This is a genomic window from Kitasatospora sp. NPDC091207 (genome assembly GCF_044768625.1).
Taxonomy (GTDB): Bacteria; Actinomycetota; Actinomycetes; order Streptomycetales; family Streptomycetaceae; genus Kitasatospora.
On the sequence record NZ_JBIVVS010000003.1, the window covers coordinates 208,666 to 223,856 of the forward strand.

The 15,191-nt window shown below is 74.4% G+C and carries 14 protein-coding genes; 8 read left to right on the forward strand and 6 right to left on the reverse strand.

Going from position 1 to position 15,191, the window contains the following annotated elements:
- Window positions 1–67 precede the first annotated feature (67 nt).
- Window positions 68–2,038, forward strand: coding sequence for a tetratricopeptide repeat protein (locus ACIQTO_RS08565; RefSeq protein ID WP_402384698.1), 1,971 nt, complete (start codon window positions 68–70; stop codon window positions 2,036–2,038).
- A 7-nt stretch (window positions 2,039–2,045) separates the two neighbouring features.
- On the opposite strand, the gene ACIQTO_RS08570 is transcribed toward ACIQTO_RS08565, so the two are convergent.
- Window positions 2,046–2,465 (reverse strand): Fur family transcriptional regulator, encoded by a 420-nt coding sequence (locus ACIQTO_RS08570; protein ID WP_402384700.1) that lies wholly within the window; start codon window positions 2,463–2,465, stop codon window positions 2,046–2,048.
- Between the two features lie 106 nt (window positions 2,466–2,571).
- On the opposite strand from ACIQTO_RS08570, the gene ACIQTO_RS08575 reads away from it, so the two are divergent.
- Window positions 2,572–4,050 carry a catalase gene (locus tag ACIQTO_RS08575; protein WP_402384703.1) on the forward strand — a complete coding sequence of 493 codons (1,479 nt, stop codon included), beginning with the start codon at window positions 2,572–2,574 and terminating at the stop codon, window positions 4,048–4,050.
- Between the two features lie 456 nt (window positions 4,051–4,506).
- Here ACIQTO_RS08575 and hisN read toward each other — a convergent pair whose 3' ends face one another.
- The 5 genes from hisN to ACIQTO_RS08600 all read right to left on the reverse strand — a co-directional run bounded on the left by hisN (window position 4,507) and on the right by ACIQTO_RS08600 (window position 8,992).
- Entirely contained in the window at window positions 4,507–5,304 is a 798-nt protein-coding gene (gene hisN, locus ACIQTO_RS08580; protein WP_402384706.1) for a histidinol-phosphatase, read from the reverse strand.
- A 67-nt stretch (window positions 5,305–5,371) separates the two neighbouring features.
- Window positions 5,372–5,695, reverse strand: coding sequence for a DMT family transporter (locus tag ACIQTO_RS08585; protein WP_402384708.1), 324 nt, complete (start codon window positions 5,693–5,695; stop codon window positions 5,372–5,374).
- Between the two features lie 117 nt (window positions 5,696–5,812).
- The gene (gene rsgA, locus ACIQTO_RS08590) at window positions 5,813–6,868 is read right to left on the reverse strand and encodes a ribosome small subunit-dependent GTPase A (RefSeq protein WP_402384711.1); all 1,056 of its coding nucleotides are present in this window, start codon (window positions 6,866–6,868) and stop codon (window positions 5,813–5,815) included.
- 16 nt (window positions 6,869–6,884) lie between these two features.
- Window positions 6,885–8,216: a 3-phosphoshikimate 1-carboxyvinyltransferase gene (gene aroA, locus ACIQTO_RS08595; RefSeq protein WP_402384714.1), complete on the reverse strand. Its 1,332-nt coding sequence runs from the start codon at window positions 8,214–8,216 to the stop codon at window positions 6,885–6,887.
- A 59-nt stretch (window positions 8,217–8,275) separates the two neighbouring features.
- Window positions 8,276–8,992, reverse strand: a complete 717-nt coding sequence (locus ACIQTO_RS08600; protein WP_402384717.1) for a M50 family metallopeptidase — start codon at window positions 8,990–8,992, stop codon at window positions 8,276–8,278.
- Between the two features lie 153 nt (window positions 8,993–9,145).
- On the opposite strand from ACIQTO_RS08600, the gene ACIQTO_RS08605 reads away from it, so the two are divergent.
- From ACIQTO_RS08605 to ACIQTO_RS08630, 6 genes are all read left to right on the forward strand, one after another.
- Window positions 9,146–9,898, forward strand: a complete 753-nt coding sequence (locus tag ACIQTO_RS08605) for an SOS response-associated peptidase (RefSeq protein WP_402384719.1) — start codon at window positions 9,146–9,148, stop codon at window positions 9,896–9,898.
- A 71-nt stretch (window positions 9,899–9,969) separates the two neighbouring features.
- Window positions 9,970–10,605, forward strand: coding sequence for an alpha/beta family hydrolase (locus tag ACIQTO_RS08610; protein ID WP_402384722.1), 636 nt, complete (start codon window positions 9,970–9,972; stop codon window positions 10,603–10,605).
- Window positions 10,606–10,892: 287 nt separating this feature from the next.
- Window positions 10,893–11,636, forward strand: a complete 744-nt coding sequence (locus tag ACIQTO_RS08615) for a sigma-70 family RNA polymerase sigma factor (protein ID WP_402385231.1) — start codon at window positions 10,893–10,895, stop codon at window positions 11,634–11,636.
- On the forward strand, window positions 11,633–12,034 hold the full coding sequence (gene rsrA, locus ACIQTO_RS08620; RefSeq protein WP_402384724.1) for a mycothiol system anti-sigma-R factor: 402 nt from the start codon (window positions 11,633–11,635) through the stop codon (window positions 12,032–12,034). Before ACIQTO_RS08615 ends, rsrA begins: the two co-directional genes overlap by 4 nt.
- Before the next feature lie 294 nt (window positions 12,035–12,328).
- Window positions 12,329–13,774: an HD-GYP domain-containing protein gene (locus ACIQTO_RS08625; RefSeq protein ID WP_402384727.1), complete on the forward strand. Its 1,446-nt coding sequence runs from the start codon at window positions 12,329–12,331 to the stop codon at window positions 13,772–13,774.
- Window positions 13,771–15,072: an HD-GYP domain-containing protein gene (locus ACIQTO_RS08630; RefSeq protein ID WP_402384730.1), complete on the forward strand. Its 1,302-nt coding sequence runs from the start codon at window positions 13,771–13,773 to the stop codon at window positions 15,070–15,072. Before ACIQTO_RS08625 ends, ACIQTO_RS08630 begins: the two co-directional genes overlap by 4 nt.
- Window positions 15,073–15,191: the final 119 nt, after the last annotated feature.

Consider the following 15,191-nt stretch of genomic DNA (forward strand, 5'->3'; position numbering starts at 1 on the left):
GGGCCGGGTCCGTCCGGCCGCGGGCCGGGGGAGGATGCCGCGACACTCTGGGGGAGCGGGAGTCGGCATGAGGCTGATCGGCAAGAACGGGCCAGGAGCCAAGTCCGCCGCGACCACCGAGGCGGACACCGAGGGCTGGGCCGAGAGTTCCGAGAACCACCCCGGCGCCCTGCCGGCCCAGCGTACCGGCGGACTCATCGAGCGCCGGCCCGCCGGCGGCTACGGCCCCGACAGTCTGGTGCACGTCGCCGCGGGCCAGTTCGCCGCCGCCGTCGGCCCGTACGGTGCCACCACCGAGGACGAGGACGGCGGGGAGGGGCAGGACCGCGCCGGGTTCGACTCCGCCAGTTTCGAGACCGCGCTGGCCGCCCGCGAGCAGGCCGCCCTGGAGACCCGGCACCGCCAGGCCGCCGACGACGGCGATCCGGACGCCGCGAGCCGGCTCGGCACCCTGCTGCTGCGCCGCGGTGACCTGGAGGACGCCGAGTCGTACCTGCGCGCGGCAGCCGCCGCGGGGCTGCGCGCCGCCGCCAACAACCTCGGCGTGCTGCTGCACCAGCAGGGCCACCGGTCGGAGGCCGCCCAGTGGTGGCGCCAGGCCGCCGTGGCCGGCAGCGCGCCCGCCGCGCACGCGCTGGGGCTGCAGCTGCGGGACCAGGGCGAGGAGGAGGCCGCCGAGTACTGGCTGCACTTCGCCGCCGACCACGGCCACCCGCTCGGCGCCTACGCGCTGGGCGATCTGATGGAGCACCGGCGCGACGTGCGCGCCGAGCGCTGGTTCAAGGTCTCCGCCGACGCCGGCCACCGGGAGGCCGCCTACCGGCTGGCCCGGATGCGCGAGGCCGCGGGGGACAAGGAGACCGCCGAGACCTGGTACCGCACCGCCGCCGCGCGCGGCCACGCCCGCGCCGCACTGCGGCTCGGGGTGCTGCTGGAGGAGCGCTCCCGGGTCGACCACGCGCTGCTGGACGAGGCCGCCCGCTGGTACCGGCAGTCGGCGCAGAACGGCGAGCCGCGGGCGGCCTGCGCGCTGGGCTTCCTGCTGCGCGACACCGGTGACCTCACCGCCGCCGCCGGGTGGTGGCAGGAGGCCGCCGAGGCCGGGGACGGCAACGCCGCCAACGCCCTGGGCGCGCTGCACGCCTCGCGCGGCCGGGCGGCCGAGGCCGAGCGCTGGTACCGCAGCGCGCTGGACGCCGGTGACCAGAACGGTGCCTTCAACCTCGGGCTGCTCTGCGCCGGGGCCGGTCGCGACCAGCAGGCCGAACAGTGGTACCGCCGCGCCGCGTACGCCGGGCACCGGGAGGCCTGCAACGCACTGGCCGTGGTGCTGCTCCAGCGCGGCGACGAGTCGGGCGCCGAGCCATGGTTCTCCAAGGCCGCCGAGGCCGGCAGTGTGGACGGCGCCTTCAACCTGGGCGTCCTGTACGCCGGGCGCGGGGACCACCGGCAGGCGCAGGAGTGGTACGCGCGCGCCGCCGCCGAGGGCCACGGCGAGGCGGCCCTCCAGCTGGCGGTGGTCCAGGAACAGCGCGGCAACCTGGCCGGCGCGCTGGAGCGCTACCGGCAGGCCGCGGCCGGCGGGTCGGCCGAGGGCGCGTTCCGGCTCGCCTCGGTGCTGGACCGGCGCGGTGACGCTGACGCCGAGGCCGAGCACTGGTACGCGGTGGCGGCCGACGCCGGCCACCGCCGGGCGCAGGTGCGGATGGGCGTGCGGGCGGCCGAGCGCGGGGCGTTGGAGATCGCGGAGAGCTGGTACCGGCGGGCGGCCGCGGCGGGCAGCCGCAGCGCGGCCTTCAACCTGGGCCTGCTGCTGGCCCGGCAGGACTGCGAGGCCGAGGCGATGCTCTGGTACACCCGGGCCGCCGACGCCGGTCACGGCCGGGCGGCGCTGCGGCTGGCCCTGCTGGCGCTGCGTCGGGGCGAGCCGGTGCAGGCGGAGAACTGGTGCCGGCGGGCCGCCGACTACGGCCCGGCCGAGGTCGCGGAGCGGGCCGGCCGTCTCCTGGGCGCGCTGCACGCGGAGTTGAGCGCGTAGCGCTCGCTCAGGGGCCGTTCGTACAGTCCGGACAGAGGCCCCGGTAGGTGATCTCGGCGCCGGTGACGGCGAAGCCGAACCGCTCGCCGTGCGGGAGGCCGGCCAGCGGGTCGCCCTGCGGCTGGACGTCGCGGATGGCGCCGCAGCCCGAGCAGATCAGGTGCTGGTGGGGCCGGTGCGCGTTGGGGTCGTACCGCTTGGCGCGGCCGTCGGTGGCGACCTCCAGCACCTCACCGAGGCAGACCAGCTCGCCGAGCGTGTTGTAGACCGTCGCGCGGCTGATCTCGGGCAGGCGCTCCACGGCGCGGGAGTGCACCTCGTCCGCCGTGAGGTGGACGTGTTCACCGTCGAGGACCTCGGCCACGACCCGGCGCTGCGAGGTCAGCCGCCACCCACGTCCGCGAAGTCGTTCCAGCAGGTCGCTCATGTGTACAGGGTAGGTGAGGATCCGACTTTGGTTCCAGTGTTGACTTAGACAAAGTCCAAGTTAGGATCGAGTTGTTGTCACGACCGGATCACGTGGAGGCCCCGCTATGACCACCCAGGACGAACTGCGCCCCATCCTCACCACGGAGGCGGGTGCCCCCGTCGCCGACAACCAGAACACCGAGACCGCCGGCATCGGTGGCCCCGCGCTGATCCAGGACCAGCAACTCTTCGAGAAGCTGGCGCACTTCAACCGTGAGCGCATCCCGGAGCGAGTGGTCCACGCCCGCGGCGCGGCCGCGTACGGCACCTTCACCGTGACCGCCGACGTGACCGCCTACACCCGGGCGCGCTTCCTGGCCGAGGTGGGCAAGCAGACCGAGACCTTCCTGCGGTTCTCCACCGTGGCCGGCAACCTCGGCTCCGCCGACGCCGTCCGCGACCCGCGCGGTTTCGCGCTGAAGTTCTACACCGAGGACGGCAACTACGACCTCGTCGGCAACAACACCCCGGTGTTCTTCATCAAGGACGCCACCAAGTTCCCGGACTTCATCCACACCCAGAAGCGGGACCCGTACACCGGCTCGCAGGAGGCGGACAACGTCTGGGACTTCTGGGGCCTGTCGCCCGAGGCGACCCACCAGGTGACCTGGCTCTTCGGCGACCGCGGCATCCCGGCCAGCTACCGCCACCTCGACGGCTTCGGCTCGCACACCTACCAGTGGCAGAACGAGGCCGGCGAGTACTTCTGGGTCAAGTACCACTTCAAGACCGACCAGGGCATCAAGAACCTGACGGCGCAGGAGGCGGCCGCGCTCGCGGGCGAGGACCCCGACAGCCACCAGCGCGACCTGCGCGAGTCCATCGAGCGCGGCGAGTTCCCGAGCTGGACGGTCAGTGTCCAGATCATGCCGGCGGCGGACGCGGCCCAGTACCGCTTCAACCCGTTCGACCTCACCAAGGTGTGGCCGCACGCCGACTACCCGCTGGTCGAGTTCGGCAAGCTGGAGCTCAACCGCAACCCCGACAACGTCTTCGCCGAGGTCGAGCAGTCGATCTTCTCGCCCTCGCACTTCGTGCCCGGCATCGGCCCGTCCCCCGACAAGATGCTCCAGGGCCGGCTGTTCGCCTACGCCGACGCCCACCGCTACCGCGTCGGCGTCAACGCCGACCACCTGCCGGTGAACCGCCCGCACGCCACCGAGGCGCGCACCAACAGCCGGGACGGCTACCTCTACGACGGCCGCCACGGCCGTCGCAAGAACTACGAGCCCAACAGCTTCGGCGGACCGGTGCAGACCGGCCGTCCGCTCTGGGCCGCCACCGCGGTCACCGGCGCCACCGGCACCCACGAGGCGCCCTCGCACGCCGAGGACGACGACTTCGTGCAGGCGGGCAACCTGTACCGGCTGATGGGCGAGGAGGAGAAGCAGCGGCTGGTCGCCAACCTGGCCGGCTTCATCGCCAAGGTCTCGGCCGACCGCGAGGACATCGTCGAGCGGGCGGTCGAGAACTTCCGCCAGGCCGACGCCGACTACGGCCGCCGGCTGGAGACGGCGGTCCGGGAGCTGCGCAAGCAGAAGTAGCGGTACCCCGATGAGCCGCGGGCCCGGCGACCGGATGACCGGTCGCCGGGCCCGCCGCTGTGTTGTCGCCCGCTCGCCTCCGGGCCGCTCTCGTCCGGTGCCGACGGTCGGCGCTCCGACGCCGCTCGTTCCTCGCGGCGTCCTCGCTTCTTCCTTTCGGCACCGGCGCGGCCCTTTGGCTCGGGGCGGAGTCGGTCGGGGCCGGGGTCAGAGCCGGTGGCCGGGGTTCGGGCGCCCGGGCCGCGGCACAGAGACCGGCGCGGCCCTTCGGCTCGGGGCTGTGTTGTCGCCCGCTCGCCTCCGGGCCGCTCTCGTCCGGTGCCGACGGTCGGCGTTCCGACGCCGCTCGGCCCTTCGGCTCGGGGCGCGCCGTGCGGAGCCGGGGTCAGAGCCGGTGGCCGGGGTTCGGGCGCCCGGCCCGGGCCGGGGGCGCGTGCGTGTGGACGCGGGGGGCCGTCAGACGCTCAGGCGGCGGAGGGCTTCCGCGTGCAGCAGGCCGTTGCTGGCCACGGCGTCGGCCCCGCCGGGGCCGGGGATGCCGTCCAGGCCGGTGAAGCGGCCGCCGGCCTCCTCGACGATGATGCAGTTCGCGGCCATGTCCCAGAGCGACAGCTCGGGTTCGGCGGCGATCTCCACCGAGCCCTCGGCGACCATCATGTAGGACCAGAAGTCCCCGTAGGCGCGGGTGCGCCAGCAGGCCCGGGTGAGGTCCAGGAACGGTTCGAGCCGGCCGCGCTCCTCCCAGCCGGAGAGCGAGGAGTAGGAGAACGAGGCGTCCTCCAGCCGGGAGACACCGGAGACGTGGATCCGGGAGGCCTTGGTCAGGCTGCGGCCGGCGAACGCGCCGAGGTCCTTGGCCGCCCACCAGCGGCGGTTCAGCGCCGGGGCGGAGACGATGCCCACCACCGGGCGCTCCACGCCGTCCGGGCCGTCCTCCAGCAGCGCGATCAGGGTGGCCCAGACCGGTACGCCGCGGATGTAGTTCTTGGTGCCGTCGATCGGGTCGATCACCCAGCGGCGCGGGCCGGTGCCCTGCAGGCCGAACTCCTCGCCGAGCACCGCGTCGCGCGGGCGGGCGCGCTGCAGCACGCTGCGCACCAGTTCCTCGGCGGCCTTGTCGGCGTCGCTGACGGGGGTGAGGTCGGGCTTGGTCTCGATCTTCAGGTCGAGGGCGCGGAAGCGCTCCAGGGTGATCGAGTCGGCCGAGTCGGCGAGGACGTGGGCGAGTCGGAGATCATCGTGGTAGTCGGCCATGGTCGAAACCCTAGCGAGCCCCACCCGATCGGGACAGTCGGGCTCGCGGAGCGGACCGCCGGTGCTCTCAGTGCGCCGATCCGCTCAGTTGGAGCCCGATCACCCCGGCGATCACCAGGGAGATCGAGACCAGCTTGAGCACCGAGGTGGTCTCCTCCAGGAAGATCATCCCGTAGATCGCGGTGCCGGCCGCGCCGATGCCGGTCCAGACCGCGTACGCCGGACCGACCGGCAGGCTCTTCAGGGAGAGGGTGAGCAGGCCGAAGCTGCTGAGGGCGAAGACGCAGAAGCTGATGGTGGGCCAGAGCTTGGTGAAGCCTTCACTGAGCTTGAGGTTGATCGCGAAGCCGGTCTCCAGCAGGCCGGCCAGGATCACCAGGGCCCATGCCATCGCGTGCTCTCCCTGTCGATCGTCGGGTCGGGCCGTGATCCGGCCCGACTTTCCTATGATCACCAGGCTGGCCCGCTCCGACACCTCGAACGACCGAAAACGGCCGGGCCCGCGCCGTCAGTCGCCCTCGCGGGCCTCCTTGCTCGCCAGCAGACGGCGCAGCGAGTACAGCCGGGCCTGCTCCGCGTGGCCGTCCGCGACCCAGGCGTCCAGCGCGCAGTCCGGCTCGTCGTGGCTGCACGCGCGCGGGCACTCCGCGGTGCCGGGCTCCAGGTCGGGGAAGGCAAGGATGACCCGGGACGGGTCGATGTGCGAGAGGCCGAAGGAGCGGAAGCCCGGGGTGTCGATCACCCAGCCCGGGTCGAGCGCCTTCTTCGAGCCCGGCTTGGCGCCCGGGGGCGGCGGCAGCCGCAGCGCCAGCGCCGAGACGGTGGTGTGCCGGCCGCGGCCGGTCACCGCGTTGACCACCCCGGTGGTCCGCTGGTGCAGCGGCACCAGGGCGTTGACCAGGGTGGTCTTGCCGACGCCGGAGTGCCCGATGAACACCGTGGAGCGTCCGCGCAGGTGCTCCCGGACGGCCTCGGCGCCCTCGGTGGCCAGCTCGTCCCGCCGGGTCACCACGTAGTTGATGCCGAGCGGCGCGTAGGCCTCCAGCATCGGCCCGGCCGGTGCCAGGTCGGACTTGGTGAGGACCAGGAGCGGCTCCATGCCGGCGTCGTACGCGGCCACCAGGCAGCGGTCGATCAGCCGGGGCCGGGGCTCCGGGTCGGCCAGCGCGGTGACGATGGCCAGCTGCTGGGCGTTGGCGACGACGATCCGCTCGAACGGGTCGTCGTCGTCCGCGGTCCGGCGCAGCACCGAGGTGCGCTCCTCGACCCGGACGATCCGGGCCAGGGTGTCGGCGTCCCCCGAGAGGTCGCCGACGATGTTGACGATGTCCCCGACGACGACGCCCTTGCGGCCCAGCTCCCGGGCCTTCATGGCGACGATCTCGCGCTCCTGCTTCGTCCCGGCGTCCAGCAGGCAGGTCAGCCGGCCGCGGTCGACGGTGAGCACCATCGCCTCGGCCGCGTCGTCGTGCTTGGGCCGGATCCGGGTCCTCGGCCGGGAGCCCCGGCGCGCGGGGCGGTTGCGGATGTCGTCCTCGTCGGAGTCCTTGCCGTAGCGGCGCATGTGCCCAGTCTCCCGCTCAGCCGCCCACCACTGCCCCGCCGAGCAGCTCGTCCCACATCTTCGGGAAGTCCGGCAGGGTCTTGGCCGTGGTGGCCACGTTCTCCACCTGGACGCCCTCGACGGCCAGGCCGATCACCGCGGCGGCGGTGGCCAGGCGGTGGTCCTCGTAGGTGTGGAAGACACCGCCGTGCAGCGCGCGCGGGCGGATCCGCAGACCGTCCTCGGTCTCGGTGACCTCGCCGCCGAGGGCGTTGATCTCCTTGGCCAGCGCGGCCAGCCGGTCCGTCTCGTGCATCCGCAGGTGGGCGATGCCGTACAGGTGGGACTCGGAGTCGGCGAGCGCGGCGACGGCGGCGATCACCGGGGTCAGCTCGCCGACGTCGTGCAGGTCCGCCTCGATGCCGTGGATCCGGCCGGTGCCGGTGAACTGCAGGCCCTCGTCGGTGAACTCGCAGACGCCGCCCATCTGGGTGTAGATGTCGCGCAGCTGGTCGCCGGGCTGGGTGGTGTGCTTCGGCCAGTCGCGGACGGTCACCCGGCCGCCGGTCACCAGCGCGGCGGCGAAGAACGGCGCCGCGTTGGAGAGGTCCGGCTCGACCACCATGTCGCGGCCGAGCAGGGCGCCGGGGGTGACCCGCCAGACGTCCTTCTCGCCGCCGTCCTCCGGGGCGTCCACCTGGGCGCCGGCCAGTCGCAGCATCTCGACCGTCATCCGGATGTGCGGCAGCGAGGGGACCGGCCCGCCGACGTGGCGGACCTCCACGCCCTGGTTGTACCGGGCGCCGGAGAGCAGCAGGGCGGAGACGAACTGCGAGGAGGAGGAGGCGTCCAGCTCGACCACGCCGCCGTCCAGCGCGCCGGTGCCGTGCACGGTGAGCGGGAAGGCGCCGCGGCCGCCGTCCTCGATCCGGGCGCCGAGCGCGCGCAGGGCGTCGATCACGCCGTGCTGGGGGCGCTCGTAGCTGCGCGGGTCGCCGTCGAAGTGCACCGGGCCGTCGGCGAGGACGGCGAGCGGGGGGAGGAAGCGCATGACCGTGCCGGCGTTGCCGACGTCGACGGAGGCCGGGCCGCGCAGCGCGGGCGCGGGGATGACCCGCCAGGCCTCGCCGCCGCCGATGCCGCCGGAGTCGTTGTTGACCTGCTCCTCGATGCCGACGCCGAGCGCGCGCAGGCCGTCGGCCATCAGCTGGGAGTCGCGGCTGCGCAGCGGGCGCCGCACCCAGCCGGGTTCGGTGGAGAGGGCGGCCAGCACCAGAGCCCGGTTGGTGACCGACTTGGAGCCGGGGATGGTGACGGTGGCGTCAACGGGGGTGGTCGCGACGGGGGCGGGCCACAGGGTCTCGGTCATGGGGCAAGTTTAGGGGCCGTACGGGAACTGTCGGCTCCGCGGCCGGATGCCGGAACGGCTCAGCGCGGCGGCAGCAGCCAGCTCGCGCCGAGCGCCAGGCAGGCCAGCGCGGTGATCAGGAAGAGGGCGACCCAGGCGAGGCCGGGTACGCCGGTGAGCCGGGCCAGCTGGTCGGCGTCGGAATCCGGGGCCTGGCCGCGCCGCCGCTGGTACTGCAGCTCCAGGACCGGGCGGACGGCGCCGAACAGCAGGAACCAGCTGCCGAGCGAGGCGAAGCCGGCCTGGACGTCGGTGCTGCCGAACCAGGAGACCAGGAAGAACGTGCCGCCGGCGAGGAGGACGGTGAGGAACCCGAAGGCGTTGCGGATCCGGACCAGCAACGCCAGCAGCAGGGCGATCGCCAGCCAGAGCAGCAGGGTGATCCGGTCGGCCGCGAGCAGTGCGGCGGAGCCGAGGCCGAGCAGGGCGGGGGCGGTGTACCCGGCGGCGGCGGTGAGCACCATGCCCGGACCGGTGGGGCGGCCGTAGGAGAGGGTGACCCCGGAGGTGTCCGAGTGCAGCCGGATGCCCGCGAGCTTGCGGCCGGTGACGCGGGCGGCCAGGCCGTGGCCGCCCTCGTGGGCGATGGTGACGGCGTTGCGGGCGAACCGCCAGAGGGGGCGGGCGGCCACCACGAGCAGCGCGACGGCGCCGGTGACCAGGGTGAGCCAGTCGGACGGGGCGGGCTGGGTGCCGGTGACGCGGTCCCACACCTCGCCGATGCTCTGTGCGTCCATGCCCGCTCCCCGCTCTCGTCCGGCCACCCGGGGGCCTCCGTCGGCCCTGCCCGGGGTGGCAGCCTCCCATGCGGGGACGACCGGGCGGGAGCCGGTGGTTCGCACTTCGGGATGAGGAAGTGCTGAGAGCGGCGGCCGTGGCAAGCTGACGGCATGTGCGGTCGCTTCGCCTCCAGCAGCCAGCCCGAGGACCTCGTCGAGCTCTTCGGCGTCCAGCAGTGGGACCCGGCCGAGACCCTGACCCCCAGCTGGAACGTCGCGCCCACCGAGCGTGCCTTCGTGGTGCTGGAGCGGCAGCGCCGGGGGGAGCCGGCGCCGGTCCGGCAGCTGCGGGTGCTGCGCTGGGGGCTGGTGCCGCAGTGGGCGAAGTCCCCGGAGACCGCGGTGAAGATGATCAACGCCCGCGCCGACACGGTGCACGAGAAGCCCTCGTACCGGCAGGCCTTCGCCTCCCGGCGGTGCATCCTGCCGGTCGACGGCTACTACGAGTGGCAGACCCTGCCGGGCGAGCGCGGCAAGCCCCGCAAGAAGCCCTTCTTCGTCTCCCGGGCCGACGGGGGGCCGCTGGCGCTGGCCGGGCTGTACGAGTTCTGGCGCGACCGGGCGGTGCCCGCCGACCACCCGGAGGCCTGGCTGGTGACCTTCACCGTGGTCACCACCGAGGCGGAGGAGCTGCTCGCCCCGATCCACGAGCGGATGCCGCTCTTCCTGGACCGGGAGTCCTACGACGACTGGCTGGACCCGGGGCTGGACGAACCGGACGCGATACGCCGGCTGCTGGTCCCCCCGCCGCCCGGCGCGCTGCTGGCCACGCCCGTCTCGCCGGCGGTCGGCAGCATCCGCAACAACGGCCCCGAACTGACCCGGCCGTGGACCGAGGTCGAGCACGAGACGACCCTGTTCTGACCTCCGGGCCCGGTGCCGCCCGGGTGACGCCTCCTCAGCACCGCCCCCTTCCGAGCACTGGAGCCCACGCCGTGACGCAGGAACTCGTCCCCACCCCCGCCGGGGACGCCCGGATCAGCTACCACCGGGCGGCCGCCCCGAGGGCGGTGCTGGCGCTCGGGCACGGCGCCGGCGGCGGGATCGGGGCGCGCGACCTGGTGGCCCTGGCCGGGGCGCTGCCGGAGCGGGGGATCACGGTGGCGCTGGTCGAGCAGCCCTGGCGGGTCGCCGGGAAGCGGCTGGGGCCGGCGCCCGGGACCCTGGACGCCGGGTGGACGCCGGTGGCCGAGCACCTCGCCGGGCAGGGGGTGCCGCTGGTGGTCGGCGGGCGCAGCGCGGGGGCCCGGGTGGCCTGCCGGACGGGCGCCGCCACCGGCGCGGTCGGGGTGCTGGCGCTGGCCTTCCCGCTGCACCCGCCGGGCAAGCCGGAGAAGAGCCGGGCCGGGGAGCTGCTGGAGTCGGGGCTGCCGACGCTGGTGGTGCAGAGCGTGGCGGATCCGTTCGGCGGGCCGGCGGAGTTCCCGGCGCTGCCGGCCGGGCACGAGCTGGTGTCGGTGCCCTACGGCAGCCACGGCTTCGAGGTGCCCAAGCGGGCGCCGACGGGACAGGACGAGGTGCTGGAGCTGATCACCGCGGCGGCCGGCGACTGGCTGCTCGGCCTGCTCTGACCTGCCGGGGAACGGACGGTCACGGTCCGCTCACCCGTACGAGTGAAAACCTGTCGGAGGCGGGGAATGCGGGCGCCCTCGGCGTGGTTGACACCCTCGTCAGCTTGAGTCCCGGGTGGAAGGCAGCACAGATGGGTTCGATCGCGTGCCCCGAGCGGCCCGAGGAGCGCGAGGCCGCCTCGGCATTCGCCCCTTCATGGTCGGAGTGGCTTGTCGCGGGCGAGAAGCCCGTCAGCCCGATATCCTCCATTTCGGGGCGGCCCGCCGTGGGCAGCCATGCCGAGGAGGTGGGTCCGGTCGTCGGGACCGAGCACGAGGCCGAGCCGGGCCGGGGCCCGGAGGAGAGCCTGCCCGCGGGCGAGGCGCTCACCGGTGAGGAGCTGGCCGAGGCGATCGGTGAGGACACCTTCCGCGTGTCCGCGGCGGAGAGCGAGGAGGCCCGGCGGGAGCGCTTCGAGCGCGACGCCCTGGGCTACCTGGACCCGATGTACTCGGCCGCGCTGCGGATGACCCGCAACCCGGCCGACGCGGAGGACCTGCTCCAGGAGGCGTTCGCCAAGGCGTACGCGTCGTTCCACCAGTTCCGCGAGGGCACCAACCTCAAGGCCTGGCTGTACCGCATCCTCACCAACACGTTCATCAACTCGTACCGCAAGAAGCAGCGGGAGCCCCAGCGGACCGCCGCCGAGGAGATCGAGGACTGGCAGCTGGCCCGGGCCGAGTCGCACATGTCGACCGGCCTGCGCTCCGCCGAGACCCAGGCGCTCGACCACCTCCCGGACAGCGACGTGAAGGACGCCCTCCAGGCCATCCCGGAGGAGTTCCGGATCGCCGTCTACCTCGCGGACGTAGAGGGCTTTGCGTACAAGGAGATCGCGGACATCATGGGTACTCCCATCGGTACGGTGATGTCCCGGCTGCACCGTGGCCGTCGTCAGCTGCGCGGCATGCTGGAGGACTACGCCCGTGAGCGCGGGCTGGTTCCGGCCGGTAGCGGGGCAGGGCAGGAAGCGAAGGGCTCGGGCTCATGAGCTGCGGCGATCCGCACGACACCGAGTGTGGCGAGGTCCTCGACCACCTCTACGAATTCCTCGACAACGAGATGGCCGAGGGCGACTACGCCAAGCTGCGGGTGCACTTCGAGGAGTGCTCGCCGTGCCTGGAGAAGTACGGCCTGGAGCAGGCCATCAAGGCCCTGATCAAGCGGTGCTGCGGGTGCGACGACACCCCGGCCGACCTGCGGGGCAAGGTGCTGGCCAGGATCGACTCGATCCGTTCCGGGCAGCGGTCGGGCGAGGCGGTCGTGGTCGCCGTCGACGCCGGGGCCCACGGTGACGCGGCCGGCCAGGGCCGGCCGTCGGCGAAGGCCTCCGCCGAGGCGGTGGCCAGGCCCGGTACGCCGGTCGAGGCGGGCGCGCCGGCCGAGTGAGGGTGCCGCCTTCCCACGGCGGGCCGTCCATCGGAGGACTCAGCGACCCCCGGAGCGTGTGCTCCGGGGGTCGCTCCCTTTCTGCTTGCGTGCGCCGTCACTCGTTCGAGTGAGTTGGTGGTGCGCCAACTGCGGCATTCCGCGATCATGCGTCCCCACGCCGGAACGGCGGCCTATCCTCCTGACGGACACTCACCGCCGGTAGCCCGGCGGGCTGAGCGCGGAGCGGGACAGGACGGCGGGGAGGTCGAGATCGCTACCGACAGTGGAGACACGGACCTGCCGACGGGCGCGGTGTGCTACCTCGTGGCCGTCCCGGTGGCGGCGCTCTGCTGCCTGGTGCCGCTGCTTCCGCTGTCGGCCCCGCTGGGTGTGCCGCGCTGGCTCGGCACACCCGTGGACTGGCCCAAGGTCGGTCTGCTGGCCTTCCTGCACGGCTGCTGGGAGTCGCTCGCCCAGGGGCAGCCCACCCCCTGCCGGCGGATGCTGCGCGCGCTGCTGCGCCGGCCGCCGCTGCCGGCCCGGCCGCCGGCCCGGCCCCTGGCCAACGCCTTCTTCCCGGTGCTGTTCGCCGGGGTCCTGATGCTCGCGCCGGCCGCCGCCGCCCTGGTCGCGGTGCCGATCGCCCTGTTCGGCGACATCGAACCGGACTGCCGGCGGCGCCAGGTGTGGAACGGCGCGCAACTCGCCCTCTCCGCCTTCGCCGCCTCGGCGGTCTTCCACCTGCTCGCCGGGCCGCAGCTGCTGCTCGGCTCCCGCTTCCCGGCCGCGCTGCTGCCCGGGTTCGCCGCCCTCGCCGCGTTCTGCCTGGCCAACGGGGTACTGGTGGGCGGCATGCTGGTGCTGGCCGAGGGCCGGCGGCCGGGCGTCCTGCTGCGCGGCCCGGCCGCCGCGCTGGGGCTGCCGGTGCTGGTGCACGCGGCCGGCGGGCTGATGGTCGCGGTGCTCTGGCAGGGCCCGTACGGAGCCTTCGCGGCCCTGCTCGCGCTGCTGCCGCTCTCCATCTCGGCCTGGGTCTTCGCCCAGGGCCACCGCGAGCGGGACGCCCATCAGGCCACCGTCCAGGCGCTGGTCCAGGCCGTCGAGATCAAGGACTCCTACACCCGGGGCCACAGCGAACGGGTCGGCAAGGCGGCGGTGCTGATCGCCGGTCAGCTGGGCATGGAGGCGGAGCGGCTGCGCACCCTGCGGTTCGCGGGGATCCTGCACGACGTCGGCAAGCTCGGCGTCGCCACCGAGCTGCTGCGCAGAAACGGTCCCCTCGACGAGGCCGAGCGGCGGGCCGTCGAAGTGCACCCGGTGTACGGGTACGAGCTGGTGCGGGGGATCGCCTTCCTCGGCGAGGCGCACGCCGGAATCCTGCACCACCACGAGCGGATGGACGGCCGGGGCTACCCGAGCGGGCTGACCGGCGAGCAGATCCCGGAGTTCGCGCGGATCATCTCGGTCGCCGACGCCTTCGACTCGATGACCTCCACCCGGTCCTACCGGCGCGGGCGGCCGGTCACCGAGGCGGTGGCGGAGCTGGAGCGCTGCTCGGGCAGCCAGTTCGACCCGGTGATGGTCCGGGCGCTGGTCGAGGCGCTCACCGCGCACGACTGGCAGCCGGTGCTGCCGCCCTCCGACGACTGCATCCGGGCGGTGCCCGACATCCCGCTCGGCGTGCCCGAACCGGTGCGGGCGGGCCCGCGCCGGTTGCCCGCCCAGGGCGGCACCGTGCCGACGGCCGGACCGTCGTGAGCGGCGGCCCGCCGGCGGGCGGGGCGGCCGCGGTGCACGCCGGGGCCGTCGTCCTGCTGGCGTTCGCGTTCGGCGCGGTGGCGGTCCGCGGGATGGCCGAACCCGGGGTGGCCCTGGCCTTCACCGTGCTGATCGCGCTCGGCGAGTGCGTCCGGATCACTCTTCCGGGCGATCGCGAACAGGCGCCCATCGGTGCCGCCGGTGCGCTGGCGTACGCCCTGCTGGGGCCGCTGCGCGGGCTGCCCACCGCGCACGGCGTGCTCCAGGCGGTCGCGGTGACCGGCGCGGGCCTGCTGCTCGCCCTGCTGCCGGCGGTGGCGCTGCCCCGCGGCGTCCGGTGCCACCGCCCGGCGCCCTGGCGGGACCGGGCCCGGCTCGACGGCGCCGCCCGGCGGTTGCTCGGGGCGGGGTTCGCGGCCGCGATCTTCCAGCCGCTCTACAACGGCGGAGTGGTGGACCGGTTCTCGGCGGACGGCCCCGCGTACGGGGTCTTCCTCGCGCTGGTGGCGGCGCTGGCCGCGCTCTGCGACGCCACCCTGGCGGCGGTGCTGCGGCGGGCCCGGAGCGGGCTGCGGTTCCCGGCGGCGCTGGAGGACGAGCTGCGGTCGCTGTTCGGGATCGGCTCGGCGATCGCGGCCACCGGGATGCTGGTCAGCCTCGCGGCGGGCGAGGTCGGGCTCTGGGCGCTGCCGCTGTTCTGCGCGCCGCTGCTGCTGGCGCAGGTGTCGTTCCGGCGGGCCGCCGCCGTCCGGGCCACCACCGGGCAGACCATCGCCAGCCTGGCCAAGGCCACCGAGGTGGCCGGCTACACCCCGCGCGGCCACGCCCGCCGGGTCGCCGACACGGCGTGCGCGGTCGGCCGTGAGCTGGGGCTGAGCACCCGCGAGCTCGCTCTGCTGGAGTACGCGGCGCTGATGCACGACGTCGGGCAGCTGTCGCTGGTGGAGCCGGTGCCGGGCGGGGCGACGGCGCTGCTCCCGGAGGAGGAGCAGCAGCGGATCGCCCGGCTGGGCAGTGAGGTGATCCGGCGGACCGGGGTGCCGCGGCAGGTGGCCGAGCAGGTCGCCCGGCTGGCGGACCCCTGGCAGGGGCGGCCGGACGGGGACGAGCGGGTGGTCCCGCTCGCGGCGCGGATCATCCGGGTGGCGAACGCGCACGACGACCTGCTCACGGCGGCGCGGGGGCGTGGGGTGGGGGAGGCGGTGGGGCGGTTGGAGGTGTTGGAGGTGCTGCGGCTGGGGCGGGGGCGGGTCTATGACGGGCGGGTGGTCGACGCGTTGGTGAGGGTGCGGGGGTAGCCGCGGGGCGTTCGGGGCGGGGGGTTTCGGGGGTTGGGGTTGAGGTGGGGCGTCGGGGCGGGCAGGCTGGGTAGGGGTGGGGGCCGGGAGCGGGCGGAAGCGTGCTCGTGGGGAGCGCG

Excerpts from the sequence above, each read along its gene's own strand:
- rsgA (WP_402384711.1), bottom strand. The coding sequence starts at position 6,868 with ATGCGCCGCTACGGCAAGGACTCCGACGAGGACGACATCCGCAACCGC.
- hisN (WP_402384706.1), bottom strand. The coding sequence starts at position 5,304 with ATGGCCGACTACCACGATGATCTCCGACTCGCCCACGTCCTCGCCGAC.
- ACIQTO_RS08575 (WP_402384703.1), top strand. The coding sequence starts at position 2,572 with ATGACCACCCAGGACGAACTGCGCCCCATCCTCACCACGGAGGCGGGT.
- rsrA (WP_402384724.1), top strand. The coding sequence starts at position 11,633 with ATGAGCTGCGGCGATCCGCACGACACCGAGTGTGGCGAGGTCCTCGAC.
- ACIQTO_RS08600 (WP_402384717.1), bottom strand. The coding sequence starts at position 8,992 with ATGGACGCACAGAGCATCGGCGAGGTGTGGGACCGCGTCACCGGCACC.
- ACIQTO_RS08565 (WP_402384698.1), top strand. The coding sequence starts at position 68 with ATGAGGCTGATCGGCAAGAACGGGCCAGGAGCCAAGTCCGCCGCGACC.
- aroA (WP_402384714.1), bottom strand. The coding sequence starts at position 8,216 with ATGACCGAGACCCTGTGGCCCGCCCCCGTCGCGACCACCCCCGTTGAC.
- ACIQTO_RS08570 (WP_402384700.1), bottom strand. The coding sequence starts at position 2,465 with ATGAGCGACCTGCTGGAACGACTTCGCGGACGTGGGTGGCGGCTGACC.
- ACIQTO_RS08585 (WP_402384708.1), bottom strand. The coding sequence starts at position 5,695 with ATGGCATGGGCCCTGGTGATCCTGGCCGGCCTGCTGGAGACCGGCTTC.
- ACIQTO_RS08605 (WP_402384719.1), top strand. The coding sequence starts at position 9,146 with ATGTGCGGTCGCTTCGCCTCCAGCAGCCAGCCCGAGGACCTCGTCGAG.